Source organism: Phaeodactylibacter sp., assembly GCF_040219495.1.
GTDB lineage: Bacteria > Bacteroidota > Bacteroidia > Chitinophagales > Saprospiraceae > Phaeodactylibacter.
This window is the reverse complement of record NZ_JAVJSK010000038.1, coordinates 1-17,147: the sequence shown is the minus strand read 5'-3', so window position 1 is coordinate 17,147 and position 17,147 is coordinate 1. Positions and strand designations below refer to the sequence as shown.

The 17,147-nt window shown below is 50.3% G+C and carries 12 protein-coding genes; 4 read left to right on the top strand and 8 right to left on the bottom strand.

The window, feature by feature from the left end:
• Positions 1 to 802 precede the first annotated feature (802 nt).
• Together RIC19_RS05335 and RIC19_RS05330 are read left to right on the top strand one after the other, a co-directional pair.
• Positions 803 to 1,051 carry a hypothetical protein gene (locus tag RIC19_RS05335; protein ID WP_282779181.1) on the top strand — a complete coding sequence of 83 codons (249 nt, stop codon included), beginning with the start codon at positions 803 to 805 and terminating at the stop codon, positions 1,049 to 1,051.
• Positions 1,048 to 1,338 (top strand): type II toxin-antitoxin system RelE/ParE family toxin, encoded by a 291-nt coding sequence (locus RIC19_RS05330; protein WP_350177259.1) that lies wholly within the window; start codon positions 1,048 to 1,050, stop codon positions 1,336 to 1,338. The genes RIC19_RS05335 and RIC19_RS05330 overlap by 4 nt, the downstream gene beginning before the upstream one ends.
• A gap of 65 nt (positions 1,339 to 1,403) precedes the next feature.
• On the opposite strand, the gene RIC19_RS05325 is transcribed toward RIC19_RS05330, so the two are convergent.
• Entirely contained in the window at positions 1,404 to 4,385 is a 2,982-nt protein-coding gene (locus tag RIC19_RS05325) for an amidohydrolase family protein (protein ID WP_350177258.1), read from the bottom strand.
• Positions 4,386 to 4,655: 270 nt separating this feature from the next.
• On the opposite strand from RIC19_RS05325, the gene RIC19_RS05320 reads away from it, so the two are divergent.
• Together RIC19_RS05320 and RIC19_RS05315 are read left to right on the top strand one after the other, a co-directional pair.
• Positions 4,656 to 5,813, top strand: coding sequence for a class I SAM-dependent methyltransferase (locus RIC19_RS05320; RefSeq protein WP_350177257.1), 1,158 nt, complete (start codon positions 4,656 to 4,658; stop codon positions 5,811 to 5,813).
• A 77-nt stretch (positions 5,814 to 5,890) separates the two neighbouring features.
• Positions 5,891 to 6,949 (top strand): Rpn family recombination-promoting nuclease/putative transposase, encoded by a 1,059-nt coding sequence (locus RIC19_RS05315; RefSeq protein WP_350177256.1) that lies wholly within the window; start codon positions 5,891 to 5,893, stop codon positions 6,947 to 6,949.
• Positions 6,950 to 7,230: 281 nt separating this feature from the next.
• Here the strand turns inward: RIC19_RS05315 and rpmA are convergent, their stop codons facing one another.
• From rpmA to RIC19_RS05280, 7 genes are all read right to left on the bottom strand, one after another.
• Positions 7,231 to 7,950, bottom strand: a complete 720-nt coding sequence (gene rpmA, locus RIC19_RS05310) for a 50S ribosomal protein L27 (protein ID WP_350177255.1) — start codon at positions 7,948 to 7,950, stop codon at positions 7,231 to 7,233.
• Between the two features lie 51 nt (positions 7,951 to 8,001).
• Positions 8,002 to 8,310 (bottom strand): 50S ribosomal protein L21, encoded by a 309-nt coding sequence (gene rplU / locus RIC19_RS05305; protein WP_350177254.1) that lies wholly within the window; start codon positions 8,308 to 8,310, stop codon positions 8,002 to 8,004.
• Positions 8,311 to 8,420: 110 nt separating this feature from the next.
• Positions 8,421 to 9,842 carry a sugar transferase gene (locus RIC19_RS05300; protein ID WP_350177253.1) on the bottom strand — a complete coding sequence of 474 codons (1,422 nt, stop codon included), beginning with the start codon at positions 9,840 to 9,842 and terminating at the stop codon, positions 8,421 to 8,423.
• A 51-nt stretch (positions 9,843 to 9,893) separates the two neighbouring features.
• The gene (locus RIC19_RS05295; RefSeq protein WP_350177252.1) at positions 9,894 to 10,787 is read right to left on the bottom strand and encodes a hypothetical protein; all 894 of its coding nucleotides are present in this window, start codon (positions 10,785 to 10,787) and stop codon (positions 9,894 to 9,896) included.
• 133 nt (positions 10,788 to 10,920) lie between these two features.
• Positions 10,921 to 11,922 carry a Gfo/Idh/MocA family protein gene (locus RIC19_RS05290; protein ID WP_350177251.1) on the bottom strand — a complete coding sequence of 334 codons (1,002 nt, stop codon included), beginning with the start codon at positions 11,920 to 11,922 and terminating at the stop codon, positions 10,921 to 10,923.
• A gap of 63 nt (positions 11,923 to 11,985) precedes the next feature.
• Positions 11,986 to 12,285 (bottom strand): hypothetical protein, encoded by a 300-nt coding sequence (locus RIC19_RS05285; protein ID WP_350177250.1) that lies wholly within the window; start codon positions 12,283 to 12,285, stop codon positions 11,986 to 11,988.
• A 218-nt stretch (positions 12,286 to 12,503) separates the two neighbouring features.
• Entirely contained in the window at positions 12,504 to 16,439 is a 3,936-nt protein-coding gene (locus RIC19_RS05280) for a hybrid sensor histidine kinase/response regulator transcription factor (protein WP_350177249.1), read from the bottom strand.
• Between the last annotated feature and the right edge of the window lie 708 nt (positions 16,440 to 17,147).

Sequence of the window (17,147 nt, the reverse complement as noted above, 5' to 3'; positions counted from 1 at the left end):
AGACCTACGAAAGTGGTATACAGGTTTTTGACAACTTCCTGGATTTCTGTAATATTAAATTTGACGAGTTTTTACCTGCTCGTAATTATCGCATTATGGCTATGCCCAAATCGGACAGTTATTAAATCGACGTTCCTAAGTATGAGGAAGAGCAAGTTAGTAGGGCAACAAGGTATCGTATCTTAAAACTATTTGATAATGAGGGCAACATAATTTGTCAAATATCACCTAGCTTGATGATTTGGGACAAAGCAACGATAGATGAACTTACTCGTGATCTTTTATCTTTAAAAGAGGTTCAAGGTAACAAATTGCCAAAGTGAAAGGGGGGACCCACTGAACTGTATCTGCGCCCAAAGCAGATACAGGGGTATTTCAAAACATACCCCGCTGAAAGTAGCCTGCAAGCAGCCGTCCAAAAGCCTCCGCCAGTCGCTTACACCGCCACGGTAGCTATCCACCCAGCAATAAGACCGTAGCAGTTGCACTGCGGCTGGCTAGAGTGTATTTTGGATGTTTTCCCCCGGTGGAAAAGGAGCTGGAGATTACGCAGGCTGTAGCGCAGCGGCAGAAAAATGGTTTTACGATTCGTTTGAACGAGTGATTGAAGTCGTCTTTCCTTCGTCTGTAAATAAGGAACAATAAGAACTATGCAAGAGCTGGAGGACTGCCCTAAGAAGGTATCACCCGTCGGGAGGGCGTAGCCTTAATAAGGACCTCCCTTGAAGTAAAGAGCAACTTATTTTATCGTAAAACCGTTAACTTCGTACAACCACAGATTAATCCACTCAAACCGAAAACCATGGGTATTGATCTAATGAAACAGCAGTTAATGGAGCGCATTCAAACGGGTGATGAAAAGCACATTCGGGTATTGCTTGCCGTTAGTAATGCCCTGGTTGCAGAAGACTTCGACCTTGAGGCTTACGAGGCTTCACTCAAGCCAATGACTTTGCAAGAACTAATTGCCAGAGCAGAGGCTTCTAACGAAGATATTGAAGCCGGAAGGGTTTACACTCGTGAAGAAGTGGAAGCAGCACTGGGTCTATGAAGTTGAAATATACGGCTAATGCGCAAAGACGCTTACGCCAGATCATGGACTTTAATGGTGGACGTAAGGGGAAGAAGATCGTAACCGATATTCTGGATCGGGCTGATGAACTAGAGGATTATCCTGAACTTGGCCCGGAGGAATACAACCTCAAATCTTTAGGTCAGGGTCACCGCTCACTACTGGTCGGAACAATGTACAAGGTCATTTACCTGGTCGCTAAGCCTTTCATTGTAATTACTGATATCTTTGACGTTCGGCAAGATCCGGACAAGATGAAGCCGTGAGTGAATACAGCGGTTGTGCCCTCTTTGGACGCAGTAAAGCAGTGTTCGGCGTGTAGCCCGCCCCCCTACCGCGCCTCATCCTCATAATCATCACAGTGGTAGTGGCGGTACTGCCGTTGGCTGCTCACCTTCTGGGTTTTGCCACCGTTTTTCTTGTCGTCCAGCATCAGCTGAATGAGGCGGTGGCGCTCGGCAGCGATGTCTTCCCGGGCCTCCAGGTCGGCGGCCCGGTCAAAAAAGAGGGTACCGTCGATGAACGTCTTTTCTGCCCGGCTGTACATGGACAGGGGGTGATCGGACCAGAGTACCACATCGGCATGCTTGCCTACTTTGATGCTGCCCACATATTCGTCCAGGTGCAGGAGCTTGGCAGGGTTCAGGGTTACAAACTTCAGGGCGTCTTCTTCAGATACGCCACCGAAAAGCACCGCTTTGGCAGCTTCCTGATTGAGGCGGCGGGCCATCTCGGCATCGTCTGAGTTGAAGGCCACCGTGACGCCCTGCTCGTGCATCAGCGCACCATTGTAGGGAATGGCTTCCTGCACTTCGTATTTGTACGCCCACCAGTCGGAAAAGCTTGAGCCGCCGGCGCCGTGGGCCGCCATTTTATCTGCCACTTTGTAGCCTTCCAGAATGTGGGTAAAGGTGTTGACGCGGAACCCAAACTGCTCGGCTACCTTCATCAGCATATTGATTTCGCTTTGCCGGTAGGAATGGCAGGTGATGAAGCGCTCTCCGTTGACAATCTCCAGCAGCGTCTCCAGGTCGAGGTCGCGGCGGTAGGGGGCACCCGAGGCTGCCTTTTCGCCGTAAGCGACGGCCTGTGTGAATTTATCCACATACACCTGCTCCACGCCCATGCGGGTCTGCGGGAAACGGATGCGGTAGTCTTCGCCCCAGTTCGACTGCTTGACGTTTTCGCCCAGCGCAAACTTGATGAAGGGGGCGGCTTCCTTAAATTTCATTTCTTCCGGCGTGTAGCCCCACCGCAGCTTGATGATGGCCGACTGCCCGCCAATGGGGTTGGCAGAGCCGTGCAGCAGTTGGGAGGTCGTCACTCCGCCCGACAACTGCCGGTAGATGTTGATATCTTCGGAGTTCACCACGTCGCCAATGCGCACTTCAGCCGTACTGGCTTGTGAGCTTTCGTTCACGCCCCGGCTGATGGCAATGTGGGAGTGCTCGTCAATAATGCCGGGCGTGAGGTGGAGCCCGGTGGCATCGATGACCGTTGCGCCCTTGGCCTTCAGCCCTTGCCCGATCGCCGCAATTTTGCCGTCCCGCAGCAGTACATCGGTGCCTTCCAGTATGCCGTCCGCTTCGTTGGTCCAAACCGTGGCGTTTTGGATGAGGTAGGTTTGGGGCTCGGGGCGCTCTGTCCAGCCATAAGCGGTGAAGGGGTAGATGAGATCGCCCATCTCGGGTAATTCCGGAGTAGGCGCCGGTTTTTCTGATGCCTCGTCTTTTTTATCCGCTTCAACTGGTTTTTCGAAGGCCGCCCGCCAGTCTACCCACTGCCCATCGGCCGATTGCCCGCGGCCGCTCCAGTTACGCCCGTTGAGGGTACCGGAGAGGCGGACCTGCCCGGTGGAGTCGGGGGCAAAAGAAAGGGTCAGCAGTTCATCCGCTCTTTCCAGTTTGACCTTTACGGAGGTGGAATCCGTGGTGTTGATTTTGGCAGCTGGCTGCTCGTCGGTGCCGGTGATTTCCAACGCATAGGTGTCGCTGCCGACTTTGAGGTCGTACTGCCCGGTCAGCTGAGGGGTGGTAATGGCTTTGTGGGTGTAGGCTTTGCCCTTGACCCAGGTCTGGTAAATTTCCGTGCCGTCCCCAAAGAGGGAGCCATCGGTAACGATAAAATTAGCCAGCTTGCCTTTTTCCAACCCTCCGAGGTGGTCCGTCGCCTGCACCAGCTCTGCCGGGGTGTAGGTTAGCGCTTTCAGGGCAGCGGTGGTGTCGAGCCCGTACTGTACCGCTTTGCGCAAATGCTTGAGGAAGTCGGTCTTCTTTTCCAACCCATCAGCCGTAAAAGCGATGGGGATGCCGGCATTGGCCAGGCGGGCAGGATTGGAAGGGGCAAGCTCCCAGTGCTTCAGCTGTGCCAGGGTGACCTGTTGGGCATCGTAAGGGTCGGTCACATCGTAGGCATCCGGGAAGTCGAGGGGGAGAATGAAGGCGGTATTGAGGCTTTTTAGGGCATCGAGGCGCTGATATTCGTCCCCCGTGCCTTTGAAAATATAGGTTTTGTCAAATTCTTCACCCAGCTTCGCCGCCCGCAGGATTTCCAGCCGGTCGCCAATCGCAAAAAACTGAGGCAGCTCCTGCACGGCATTCCAGGCTTCCAGCGACAGGTTGACCTCTTCGCTCTGCTGTTGGTACCAGTCGGCATCGTAGTAGGTTTGGCGGAGCAGTGCGATCATGCCCATCAGTGAATTGGGATAACTCTGCGTGGAGGTCCCTTTGCTGAAGGCAAGCGCATGTCCGGCTTTTTCGGCGACAATCATTTCGTGGGCGCGTTCGTCCCCCAGCCCTACCAGCGTCATCGTGCCGCGTGAAATCCCATCCATCCGCTGAGCTGCTACGGTACCAAAGCCGATTTGGCGCAGGGTTTTGGCCGCTTTGGCATCCGGGTTGAAATGAGCATGGGCTTCAAAGTCGGGCTTCAAAGCTTCATTCCAGCTGTAGGCCCCTGCTTTATTGGACAGCATCTGTGGCTTGCGGTCAGGAGATTTGCCTTCCGCTTTAGGCTCCGGCATGCCGTAGTCGCTGTAGAGGTCGATAAAGGCGGGGTAGATGACCTTGCCCTTGACTTCCACCTCCACAGCGCCCTGCGGTACCTGCCCACCGGCCGCTACGGAGACTACATAGCCATCGCGAATGACCAGCGTGGCATTTTCCACTTTGGTATCGTAATCGGTGAAGACCGTTGCCCCGGTCAGGGCGTAGTAGCGTTCGCGCGGGTCTTCCACGCCGTTGTTGGGGAAGGTAACCTGTGCGGATAATTGGATGGAGAGCATGCCCAGCAGGAGGAGAATGGTGTTTTTCATACGTATCGCAGTAGTTTGGAACAAAATATAAAAAATCCGGCTTTGTTTAGACTATGTTTGGGGCGGGTTCGTCATGAAAAATCAAGGAATTGTGGTTCTGGCTAAATCTTTTTTGGCGCGTTTGGCGGGCCAAATAAGCTAAAAAAGATGACGCCAGAGCCTGCCCCGCATTTCTGCGGGGTTCATAAGTCCTTGGTTTTCAATAGGACTAAGCTCCAAACATAGTCTTAGACTTTCAACCATTAGTTGCTGAAAAGACTTAATAGAAGTATGGAAGCCAAGGAAACTTTTTTGCAGCATCTGCAGCGCAGCCTTTCGCAGGGCACTTTCGTAAAACTGACCCTGAGCAAGCCGGGCGGCGCGGACAAGTCGTTTAAGAATGTCTACGCCCGCCTCATCGAGCTGCAGGGGGCGCCGCAGGTGTCCTTTACCCTGCGCTACAGCACCAGGGACATCACGAAGAACCATCCCCCGGAGGAGGCGGTGCCGATGATCGGGCTGTGGCTGGGAGAGGACTTCCTGAATGCCGATTTGCTGACTACCGAAGCGGATTACAGCCTGCAGTACAACCGCAAGCGGAAGCCCCGTCTGCATCAGCGGCAGGCCTCAAAAGCGGCACCACCCCCGAAAGCGCACAACAAGCCCAAGCAGTACTTCATCGAAGCTTCCGGCAATGCCTACCTGCAGGCTATGGGCATTACCACGGCTGAAGGCAAGGTGCGGGCGGACGGGCAGCGTAAATTCCGCCAAATCAATAAGTACATCGAGATTGTGGATAGCCTCCTGCAGCAGCACGGAGATTTCCCCCGGCAGCCACATATTGTCGATATGGGCTCGGGCAAGGGGTACCTGACTTTCGCCCTCTATGATCATCTTGTCAACAACCGGGGCTGGCAGCCTTCCATTACAGGTATAGAGCTGCGGGAAAACCTGGTCGCCTTTGGTAATGAACTGGCGCCCAAAGTGGGGTTCACCGGGCTGCAGTTCCGCGCCCAGGATATTTTTGAGTACGAGCCGGAGCGCATCGACATGCTCATCGCCCTGCATGCCTGCGACATCGCCACGGATATTGCTATTGCCAAAGGCGTACAGGCGGGAGCGGAGATCATCATTGTGGCGCCCTGCTGCCATAAGCAGGTCCGCAAAGCCATGCAGCCCACCGAAGGCCTGCAGCCCATGCTCCGGCACGGCATCCTGCAGGAACGGCAGGCCGAGCTCGTCACCGATGGCATCCGCGCCCTGCTGATGGAAGACCAGGGGTATGAGACCAAGGTATTCGAATTCGTCTCCACCGAACACACGCCCAAAAACCTGATGATTGTGGGCATCAAGGGCCGCCGCAATGCCTCCGCTTTAGCTGAGGTGGAGCGGATTAAGTCGGATTTTGGGGTGGGGGAGCACTACCTGGAAATTTTGTTGAAGGGTTAGTCTTGTTTGAAATGTGTTTTATTTTGTATTTTTTATAATTTTTGTGTACTTTGATCTTTGAAAGCAATCTCTGTATAATGCCTCAAGAATTCAATATACATCATCCCGATGACCGCTTCTTCAAGTCGGCCATGAGCGATCCTGAGGTAGCGAAAAGCTACTTACAGTATTTTTATCCTGAATTGGCTCAAGTTGCTGACTTTTCAAGCCTGCGTTTAGAGAATAGCAGAGGTATCCGGCCTAACCTGAAGCAGTTCGATGCGGATGTGATTTATCGTTGTAAGTTTAAAGGGGAAAAGAAGGATCATTACTTTTATTTCTGCCTGTTGTTTGAGCATAAATCGCAACCGGATAAATACATAGCTGTACAAGTTGGTTTTTACATTATGGAACTCATGTACAGGATGATCAAAGAGGATAACCGACGGCTAGAGCCAGTATTGCCTCTTGTTTTCTACAACGGAAAAGAAAAATGGGTGCCAAAAACATTGGCTGCTCTATTTGAAGGGCATCCTCACCGGGCTATATTGGAACCCTACATCCCTGATTTCTGTTTTCTTTTTCAGGACGCATCCCGCCTAAGCAGTGAAGAATTGCTCCGCCTTGAGTTGAGCTACTTTCGTAGCGTGTTGATGGCAATGGCATTCCGGTATAGGCAAGGCTTGATATTTAAACATATTCAGGCTATTTTTGAAGGTGTGGCAGGTAAAGACGAAATCCGTTCAATCACAACCTATATTCTAGGTATCGCAGAGCGTTCAGAAGATACATTTTATGAAGCAATCCAAAATACGGAGCTGACCATAAAACCAGAAGTGATGAGTACATTAGAACAAATTTTGGAAAGGGGGCGGAAGGAAGGCCGAAATGAGGGCCTTGATAAGGGCATGTACAAAAAAAGCATTTTCAACCTGCTCAAAACTGTCTTAAGATTTCCGGAATGGCCGGCTACGGAATTGGCTGAATTTACTGATTTGGAAATTGATGCTATTCACCTTTTTCTGCACATCAGATCGCAGGGCGATGTGGCAGCACTCCGTAAATGCGTACTGCAAGAACTGCTCGCCGATATTCCGGTGAGTTCTGATGAAAAACAGCAACTGCATGACCTGATACAGCAATCGTTGAATGAATAAGCGGTATTTGGTCTTCATGAATAGTCAATGCTTCACTTTGCTTTCCTTGCCGCTGTGTAGTTTCAAACAAGCGCGAATACCAGTCAAAAGGCCTTGACCGGTTTCTACCCGCATTATCGACTTGTTGTTGAAGATGGGGAGGGGCGAGACTCCGACAGGTAAGGGCATAAAAAAAGCCCCACCAAAAGCAGGGCCCTGAAATATAAAGCTATGAAAACTAAAAAATCTTATAGTTAAACCTATTGGGGCGGCAAAGAGCCTGCCCCAACGGTTCCTATGTTTTACTCTTTCTCGTCGCTAACCTCGCGGCCACCGTCAAGGCGGTCCTGAAGGGCTTCGAGTTCTTCCCACTGACCTTCGTGCGCAAGTTTAGCTTGCTTAGCCCAGGTAGCAGGGTCGTGCATCCGGTAGCGTGGACCTGCCTCGTCGAGGATCGCCTGTACCTTTTCGGTAGGTGCGTTAGCGAGGTCTTCCCAGGTGTGGATGCCACCTTCATTCAGCAGGCCTTCGATCTTAGGACCAACGCCTTCGACCATTTTCAGGTCATCCTGATTAATTTTCTTACCGGAAGGTAAGGTAATTTTTTCAGATTTGGAAGCCTTCGCCGGAGCTGCTTCTTCTTTTGCTTTCGGTGCCTCCTTTGCCGGAGCTGCTGCTGCCTTTACAGGCTGTGCTTTTGGCGCAGGCGCTTCTTTTTTCTCAGGAGCCGGAGCCGCTACTGTTGCTGTGCCGTTTCCATTCTCAGTGCCCAAAGGCATGATATTTACATAGAGGCGGTCTTTACGGCGGCGGCGGAAGGTTACTGTACCTTCGATAGCTGCGTGCAGCGTAAAGTCTTTGCCCATGTAAACATTTTCGCCCGGGTGGTATTTGGTACCGCGCTGGCGAACGAGGATGTTACCAGCTTTAGCATACTGGCCTCCGAAGAGTTTGACGCCGAGCCTTTTCGATTTACTGTCCCGGCCGTTGTCCGTACTACCTACACCTTTCTTGTGTGCCATGTCTAAAACAATTTAAGGTCTTAAAAAAAAAACCGCACCCCTGGCCGGGGATTATACGGCGATACTGTCAATTTGGATTTTGGTAAAGCGCTGACGGTGGCCGTTCTTAAGACGGTAGCCCTTGCGGCGCTTCTTTTTGAAGACGATGACTTTGTCTCCTTTCTGATGGCTGAGTACCGTAGCGTTTACTTTGGCGTTCAGCGTCGGCGTGCCTACTGAGACCTTGCCGTCGTTGTCGACGAGCAGCACATCCTCGAAGGATACGTTGTCTCCCTCACTGGCTTCTAGCTGGTGGACGAAGAGCTGCTGCCCTTCCTCAACTTTGAACTGTTGACCAGCTATTTTTACGATTGCGAACATGATTCTATCTGTTTGAAAAGATGAATATTGAAATTGAGGGGCAAAGATACGACACTTTGATTAGATTACCAAGCAGCGGATAGACGGGAGCCTATTTCCTGACCTCAAGCCTACTTCCCCTTCCCTTGCAGCAGTACCAGCAAAGTGTAGAACATAATCTTGAAGTCCAGTGCAAGGGACATATTCTCGATATAGAGGATATCAAACTTCAGGCGCTGCAGCATTTGCTCCAGGTTGGAGGCGTAGCCGTATTTGACCTGCCCCCAGGAAGTAATGCCCGGGCGTACTTTTAGCAGGTGTTTGTAGTGGGGCGCCTCTTTGGTGATTTGGTCGATGAAGTACTGCCGCTCCGGGCGTGGACCAACGAGCGACATATCGCCCTTGAGGACATTCCAAAACTGCGGCAACTCGTCCAGCCGCCATTTGCGCATTACACCGCCCCAGGGTGTGCACCGGTTGTCCGTATCAGAGCTGAGCTGCGGCCCGTGTTTTTCCGCATCCGTGTACATAGAGCGGAATTTGTAGATCATAAAGGGCTTGCCGTTCAGCCCGATGCGTTCCTGCTCAAAAATAACAGGCCCTTCCGAAGACAGGCGCACGCGCATCATGATATACAGGTACAGGGGCGAAAGCAGCAGTAGCATAAGGGCCGAGGCCGTCAGGTCAATGAGGCGCTTGACCAGGCGTTGCCACTTGGGCATTAGGTCCTGACGGATTTCGATGAGGACCGCCCCGTAGATATGGTTCATCTTCACGGTACCCAGCATGATGTCGTACATATCCGGGATAATCTTTACCAACACCTGCTCATCGAAATCGAACAGGATGTTGAGCAGCTCCCTCAGGCGGTTATGCTCAGAGGTTTCGATAGCGATGATCACTTCTTCGATATTGAAGTCAACGATACTTTGCTCCAGGGCTTCCATGCCACCCAGGCGGGTCAGGTGTTGGGCCAGCTCTTCCTCTTCCGTCCCGTTCAGGCTGATGAAGCCAATGAACTTATTGCCCAGCCCTTTCTCGCGCCCACTGATTTCTTCATACAGCTCTACGGCCTTTTGGTTGCTGCCGATGATGAGGGTGTTGTAGGTGATCAGGCCTTTCTTCAGGCGTTGGCTGGCCCGGGTCAGGATGTACATGCGCACGGTGGCGGTCAGCAGGAAGTGCAGCAGGAACAGGGTGGTGAAGGACGCCCGGTAAGTCGTGTAGTTGGTGACGAAATCATCCAGGATGAGCGTGAAAAACAGGAAGGTCACGCCCAGGAAGCTGAGGAAGAAGGTGCGCGCCAGCGTTGCCAGCCGGGACAAACGGTAGATGTCCCGGTACTGATCGAAAATGGAGTAAAACAACAACCAGCCAATCGGGATCACCAAAACGCCATACCAGAAATTGGTATCGGTGCTAATCGCCTCCCAGTCCAGCTGAGGGGTCTCCAGTTGTTTGCGGTACACGAAAAAACAAGCCCAGGACAGCATGGCTGTAATGAAGTCTGCCACCTGATAGTATAAGGTGTGCAAACGGCGCTGTTGGTTCATGTTTTTTTGCATGTGGGCAGGTTGCTATGTTTGGGCGTAAAGCAGCGCAGGTTAGAAGTGCACCAGTTTGATATTGTCCATCATCACAACGGCTTGGTCACGGGCAAGCTGCCCATTTTCGATCGGGATGGCGGTTTGGAAAACGATTTGGAATTCGCTAAGCCGGGATTCCACCACTGCTACGGAGAGGTTGAAATAGATTTTCTTCCATTCCCCGGAAGGGTTGAAGCCGGAAAGGAAAAGGGCTTGCCCGGCACCGGCCAGCCCTCCGGCCTGATGCCCAATGATCCCGAAAGTGACCGGGATGTCAGATTTGTAATTGACTTCCAGGTAGACACTCGTGGTAAACTGCCCGGTAAGGTTGGTGTAGCGCGCGGTCGTGGCAGCTTCCACAATCGCTGCTGAGGTGTCCAGCTCAATGCGCAACGACCGGCCTTCAAAAGCACCTTCGGTCACCTGAGTCATTTGGCTGAGACTGCCCCGGCGCATTTCTTCAAAGATATGCTGCCCCTCATCGAAAGCTTCGATAAAGGCAAATTTTGTGCTGCTGCTGTACCGGAATACCGGCCGGACGGTGTCGGTCTTATTGGGCTCGACCTCAACGAAGGTTTCGAAGTTGCCAAAGAAAGGGTAAATATCCGGCGTACTGCCCAGCCCATTGTCTTTAACACCCGCTTGTACAATAACATCTGCTTCACCTTCCGCTATAACCGGCAAGGTAGCCGGCAGGGCGTAAGCGCCTACAAAGTCGCCATTGACAGAAACCCAGGCTTCGGTGATATTGGAAGAGGCACTGCCTTCAATGGCCTCTGAGGTTTGTACGCCGACCGATGGGATATGGATGTACCCGGGGATGGGCTCATCCGGGTTGATCAGGTCACAAGCCGGCAGCAGGGCTGCAGCGATGCTCAGCGCGAGTACGATTGATAAATCTTGCTTTTTCATAGCTTAAAAGTTTAGTGCCCTTAACAAACAAGAGCCAAAATTCAACACTAAGCGTTGGGCGGGTGTGGCCCGAAAACAGAAAAACGTTAACCGCCACACCATATTATACAGCATTCGTCATTTAGCTGACCAATCAGAGCTGTTGGGCATTGGCCAACCGTTCTTCGATTTGCTCCATAATCTGATGGGCCAAATCCAGTGCACGGTAGCCATCTTCAATGCTGACCACCGGCCGTTCATCTTTTTGGATGCTTTCTGCCAAAGATTCAAGTTCCATCCTGATGGCATTGACCGGTGCTGTTTCGGGCATGGACAGGTGGATATAGCGCTTGCCACTTTGGGTCTCCAGCTCCATGAGGTTGTCTTGCGGGAGTTGGGAGGGGTCCGTATCCGTATCGTAGAGGCGGACCACCTGCGCTTCCTTCTCCAGGAAATCCAGGCTGATGTAAGCATCTTTCTGGAAAAAGCGCACCTTCCGCATCTGCTTCATGGAAATACGGCTGGCGGTAAGGTTGGCGATGCAGCCATTCTCAAACTCTATGCGCGCATTGCAGATATCGGCGCTCTCACTGACCACCGGAACCCCGCTTGCGCTAATGGTCTTGACTGGCGATTTTACGAGACTCTGGATGATGTCCAAATCGTGAATCATCAAATCCAGGATCACGCTAACGTCTGTACCTCGCGGATTGAAGACCGCCAGGCGGTGTGCCTCAATGAACATGGGGTTTAGTGGCTGATCACCCAGGGCCAGGAGTGCCGGGTTGAAACGCTCTACGTGGCCTACCTGTACTTTAACGCCTTTTTCCTGAGCCAGCTGCAGAAGGGTCTTAGCCTCCTCCATAGTATTGGTAAGGGGCTTCTCAATAAAAAGGTGCTTGCCCTTTTCGATGACCCGCCGGGCCAGTTCGAAGTGCGTGGTGGTCGGCGTGACGATATCGATCACATCAGCAGCAGCGATCAGGGCATCGAGGTCGGTCCAGCGTTTTATGCCGTATTGTTCCTGAGCTTGCAGTGCCGCAGCATCGTCGGGGTCATAAAAGCCAATCAATTCATACGTCTCCTCTGCCAGCTGAATGCACTTGAGGTGGATTTTGCCAAGGTGGCCGGTGCCCAAAACGCCGATCTTTAACATAGGTGTCTGTTTTTTACGGCTGCAAAAGTAGGGGATTTTCGGCATATTCCCCATTCCGCCATTCTACCGGTAGTACATCAGGATAGCACCGAACAGTGTAATCAGAGCAATCAACACCGTAGCCATGCGCATAGAGTACTGGATGTGGCTGGTGAAGGTCTCGATTTCCTCCCGCATGTCCGGGTACTTCGGCATCACCTCAGCCTCCATTTTTTCTTTGTTGAACAAATGCGCTGCGCCAAATTCCACCCGGTTTTGTACCAGCTTGCGGTAGCTCCTCAGCACTTTCATCCGGAAGTAGAGATTGACGAACAGCATGGCCACGAAAAGGCCGATGACAATAGATATGAGCAGGATGTACATGGTCTGTGAATTCGTTGGTGGACAAAAATACACTTCTCCTGCTGGTTTGGTTTGAAAAAATCCTCTAACTGTACATATAAAGTGACAATATGGCGTAACACTGAACGCCTCTGGCCAAAATGTGCACAGCATGGAGACCGTTTGTTACTTTTATGGTCTAATCAATACTGTACGAAAAGGAAGACGTTTAGTCTTTTTTAGTAACAAAGCAATGGGCCTCAGGGCTTAAAAAAGTAAGAAGGAGGTTGACCAAACCGGGTTGTAAATATTTTTGAAAAGTAACTCGGGTAAGCGTACCCTAAATGATAGGCTATTTCTGCAACGGTGGAATAGGTGCCTTCGTTGATAAGCTGTCTTGCCCGCTGTAAACGTATTTCATTGATGTATCCGGAGGGGGAGAGGCCGGTCAGCAGTTTTAATTGCCGCTGAAGCTGCCGTTCACTGATGTGTAGCTCTTGCGCTAGATCTTTGACCTTGATTTCTATACCCTTATCAATCCTATTCCATAGTACGTTCTCAACCTTGTTTAGCCAATCTTTCTCGTGCTGCTTGATCTTCTCCTGACGGGGCGTATCAACCGGTTCAGCGGTGGTGTTTGCATTTAGGCGGGCAGCCGCATTGCTTAGCAAGGTATTGACAATGGCTTTTAATTCCTCAACGTGAAACGGCTTATGGACATAGTCATCTACTCCGATGTTCAGCGCCTCTATCTTCGACATCGGGTCGCTTTTAGCACTAACGACAAGTATCGGTACCAGCCGGAATCTTTCATGGGCCTTTAGTCTTTTGATTAGGGTTGTACCATCTACCTCCGGCATCATAAGGTCAGTAATGATAAGTGCCGGAGTAGAGGTGTTTTGTTCGAGTAACTGCAGGGCATATTTGCCGTTATCCGCTGTTGCCAGCTCGAATTGCTGATCAAAGATGACTTTGAAAAGCGCCTGCACCTCCGGATGGTCCTCCACAATTAAAATTAATGGCTTTTGGGCATTAGATGAACTAACACCTTTGGCAGGCTTACCGGAACTAGCGTCAGGCAACGACGGGGCAGGTGACCAAAGTGCTGCATCAGAGGTAGCTGGTAGCGGGAGGTAGAGTGTGACTGTCGTGCCGGCCCCAGGTTTGTTCTCCAGCGTTACTGTTCCGTCCATTGCTTCTGCGTAGTCTTTCACAATGGCAAGCCCAATGCCCATGCCGCCGGAACTCGCATCGGCTTGGTAGAAACGTTCGAAAACCCGGTCTTGATGTTTTTCCGGGATACCCACTCCGCTATCCGCTACAGCGATATCAACTCCGGCAGCATTTTCGTTTGGGCTGGCAGTCAGCTTGATGGTGCCTTCCTTTGGTGTGAATTTGAAAGCATTGGATAGTAGATTATGGAGGATATACTCCAGTTTGAGGGCATCCGCAGAATATTGCTTGGACAGCCGCTCGTCTAAAGAGAGCTGGAAGCTGATACCTTGCGTTTCAGCGAGGTCTTCATAATTACGGTATACATCTTTTAGTGTTTTTTTAAGATCAACGGGCTGACTTTGTACTTTTAGCAAAGCCTTTTCCTGTTTGTTGACTTCAATCAGTTGATCGATCAGCCGTATCAATCGTTTGCTGTTGTGGTCTATCGTTCTTAAACCGCTCTCCGGATTGGAGTGTTGCTGACTCAGCAACAGTTGCAGTGACCCCGAGATCATTGTCAAAGGAGTTTTGAGCTCGTGGGCGATATTTGTGATAAGCTTGGTTTTGACCTCGTTGAGCTTCTGTAGCTCTACCGCTTGTTGCTGGACTTTTTGGGTACGCTTCTTTACTTCTTTTTGCAGTAGGATTCGATCTTTCCGCAAACGCCGTGTGCGCCAGCGAAAAAAGAGGAGCAGAGTGGCAATTAAAGATAGTACCGACCAGAAAATAAAGACCGTATTCTGGTAAAAGGGCGGCGGAACCTTTATGTCAAGCCGGTAAATATCAGTAGAATAGGCACTCTTGCCTTTTCTGCCTCTTACCTCCAGCGTAAACTGCCCTTTTGAAAAGCCGGAAAGATCAAGGCTGGCATCCCTCATGGGCGTCCATTGATTGTTTTGCCCAATAAGGCGGTAATCGAATTGCTCCAACTCTTCAGATTCATAGTCTAAGAGTAAAAAATCAATGCTTAGTTTATCATTGGATGAACTGAGCGTGATGATGGACTGAGTCAAAGGGGAGATCTCTTTAACCCCGTCTGCTTTTAAAATTTCAATTTTTGCAGGCTTAACAACGGGCGCATAACTGATGGTTTCCGGTATTTTAAGCGGATCAAATTTCACGATGCCTCCAAGTGTGCCAAACAGAAGCGTTCCATCCGCTTGTCGATGATGGGAGTAAAGGTTGAATTCGTTATTGGGGAGGCCGTCCTTTTTCGTGAAGGTATAGAGCTCTTCGCGCTCCGGATGAAAGCGAATTAACCCATGGTAGGTTGGCATCCACAGAAAGCCATTTTTGTCTGGATAAACAGCCAGGATCCGATCGTCAGAAAAACCAGCTTGGTAATTGTACCTTTTTGCAGTTGAGTGGTCAGGATGCCACTGGTATAGCCCCTTTCCGAAAGTACCCAGCCAAAAAGTGCCGTCAGTGGCTTCATGCAGATGATTTACGGTAGTCCTGTTGGTGATATGCCGGAAATCCAAGCAGGTATCTCTTGATTCCTCGTACAGCATGAGCCCCTCATTAGTACAAAGCCAAAGCCCTTTGGAGTTTTCATGAATAGACCGGACTTCGGTACGGTCTATCAGCGTACCCGTAGTTTTCTTAATCAATGTATCCTTTTGGGCAGGTTTGAAAAAAAGGCCCGCTGTAGAACCAACGTAGAGCAAACCACTTTGCTCAGACCGATGAATCCAGGTCGTAGAGACCCGGTTGTCTCCGGGATCGGCTTTTAGCACCTGAGTGCTCCCGTCTGTTGTATTTATTTTAAGGATATCTGGCCGGTAGGTACCTGACCAAAGTGTATTTTTCTCATGTAATAAATGTATCCTGCCCCTGGTATCAGAGAGAATGGTAGACGTATCTGAAGAATCAAACTGATAGGTGAAGAAGTCGTTATAATAGAGCTGACCATTCTCGTCAGATGTTATACCTCGAAGGTTACTGATTCTGCTGCGGAAGTTAGAGATTTGCTCAAATAGCTGCGGCTTTAACTTAAGTAGATATACACCTTCAGCAGAAGCAATCCAGGCCTCCTGCTTTTCCTGATCGAGTCTAATGCCCATGTATGTGCTTTCTGACAATTGTACCGCTGCGGAAGCAATTTCTTGATCGTATCTGTCGGAGACATGTGGGTTTTGGGCGTAAACAGCCACTTCATCAGGCATCACCAGCCATAAAAATTGTCCGTGGGCGTAGGCGGCACCTGATGGTGGGCTTGAGGTCTTGGGAACAACTAACTTCTGATACTCCGGAGAGCTGCCAAACTGGACTTGTGCAGTATTTCCTTGGATTTTATAGGTACAGGAACATGGTGCAGGGTTAAAACGACTTCTCGGGAAGGTGTTCAATGGCTTCTGCTTCATAAATGGAGGAGACATTACGTAACAACTGTCCATGGATTCAAAAATGAAGTCTTTCCCGGCAGTATAGAACGTATATAATCTATAGTCGGGAGTCGTCTGAAAAACCATATGGTAAGCTCTGCCATCAAAGCTGAAAACCTTACCGTTATTTAACAGAAACACAATATGGTTTTCAGGGGTCCCTGTAATAGATGCAACCTCTTTTTTTTCAAAAGGTGCTCTTGTCGCAATGAGAAGGCTGTCAGTGGGGATCAATCGTTCTTTGGTACTGCACCATATTGCAAATTTATCTTTGAAGTCAGCCTGACTGGAAAACACAGCGTACCCGTAGCGATTGACCCAAATAAATTGATTAGGGCCCTCATAAATCCGTCCCGCTTTAAAAGAATTTCCCCCCACATTTGTGATAACAGACCGGGCACGTTTGCCATCAAAAAGGAACAAACCTCCGTTTGTGGAAATCCAAACTATGCCCCGGCTATCCTCCATGGTGTGGTGTACGAGCAGGTTGGTCAGGCCATTCTCCTGGTTGATATGCCGGGATAACAGCTTGTACTCCTGCTGCGATTGAGCAGATAGTCGCAGGACGAAAAATAGCAGTAAAATTAGTGTTTTCAAGAGTTTATACAACGGTGGAATGCTTTTTTGGTAAACAGGTGTCTTGCTAAAAGTAAAAGTAACAACATATTGCCTCACTTTTAATTCCTCCCGAAAGAAGTAGAGGTCTGCTGCACGTTTTGTCGGCTTTGTTTACAGGATTGTCCGATTTCTATTTACCGCGCTGCCTACTTTTGTAGTGTTAAAATGCACAAATCGTAATTACATGAAAAAAGTTAACCTATTACCCGGAGCTGCCTTGGCCTCCGGTACGACGCTGATATCTGAAAATCATTTTCTCCAACTTGTTTTTTTGCATTTCACGTGAGCATGACCTGCCTAGCGATGAGCGATTAATAAGTGTCGTGTATAGATAGGCAAGCGATTTTTTCTTTAGTCAAAGCCTGCCCCGTAGCATTGCGGGGGCGAAGAGCCTGTCCTGCAAAATTGCGGGATTCCTGATCTTAGTGGCGCTAAGGTTGGCGGTTCTTCAACGCCGGATAAAGGAAAAAGCGCTCCTGGAAAACCGATAGTTATTGATTGCTCGTCGCTTAGAGCGTGTTGGGACTTTGCTTTTGGAGCGAACGCAGCCAAATTTTGTTCTGATCAAGGCGTGATACATTCAAGAATGGGATTAAAGGGACCCATTCTTGAATCACATAGCCTTAGCTACGTGACCGACCTGTCCGTGTCCCGTCGCCTGTGGGCTTTGGCCACCGGAGACCGTAC

Bases quoted from the DNA above. Each gene is read 5' to 3' on its own strand.
- RIC19_RS05330 (WP_350177259.1), top strand. From the start codon at position 1,048: ATGAAGTTGAAATATACGGCTAATGCGCAAAGACGCTTACGCCAGATC.
- rplU (WP_350177254.1), bottom strand. From the start codon at position 8,310: ATGTTCGCAATCGTAAAAATAGCTGGTCAACAGTTCAAAGTTGAGGAA.
- RIC19_RS05325 (WP_350177258.1), bottom strand. From the start codon at position 4,385: ATGAAAAACACCATTCTCCTCCTGCTGGGCATGCTCTCCATCCAATTA.
- rpmA (WP_350177255.1), bottom strand. From the start codon at position 7,950: ATGGCACACAAGAAAGGTGTAGGTAGTACGGACAACGGCCGGGACAGT.
- RIC19_RS05335 (WP_282779181.1), top strand. From the start codon at position 803: ATGGGTATTGATCTAATGAAACAGCAGTTAATGGAGCGCATTCAAACG.
- RIC19_RS05315 (WP_350177256.1), top strand. From the start codon at position 5,891: ATGCCTCAAGAATTCAATATACATCATCCCGATGACCGCTTCTTCAAG.
- RIC19_RS05295 (WP_350177252.1), bottom strand. From the start codon at position 10,787: ATGAAAAAGCAAGATTTATCAATCGTACTCGCGCTGAGCATCGCTGCA.
- RIC19_RS05320 (WP_350177257.1), top strand. From the start codon at position 4,656: ATGGAAGCCAAGGAAACTTTTTTGCAGCATCTGCAGCGCAGCCTTTCG.
- RIC19_RS05290 (WP_350177251.1), bottom strand. From the start codon at position 11,922: ATGTTAAAGATCGGCGTTTTGGGCACCGGCCACCTTGGCAAAATCCAC.
- RIC19_RS05300 (WP_350177253.1), bottom strand. From the start codon at position 9,842: ATGAACCAACAGCGCCGTTTGCACACCTTATACTATCAGGTGGCAGAC.
- RIC19_RS05285 (WP_350177250.1), bottom strand. From the start codon at position 12,285: ATGTACATCCTGCTCATATCTATTGTCATCGGCCTTTTCGTGGCCATG.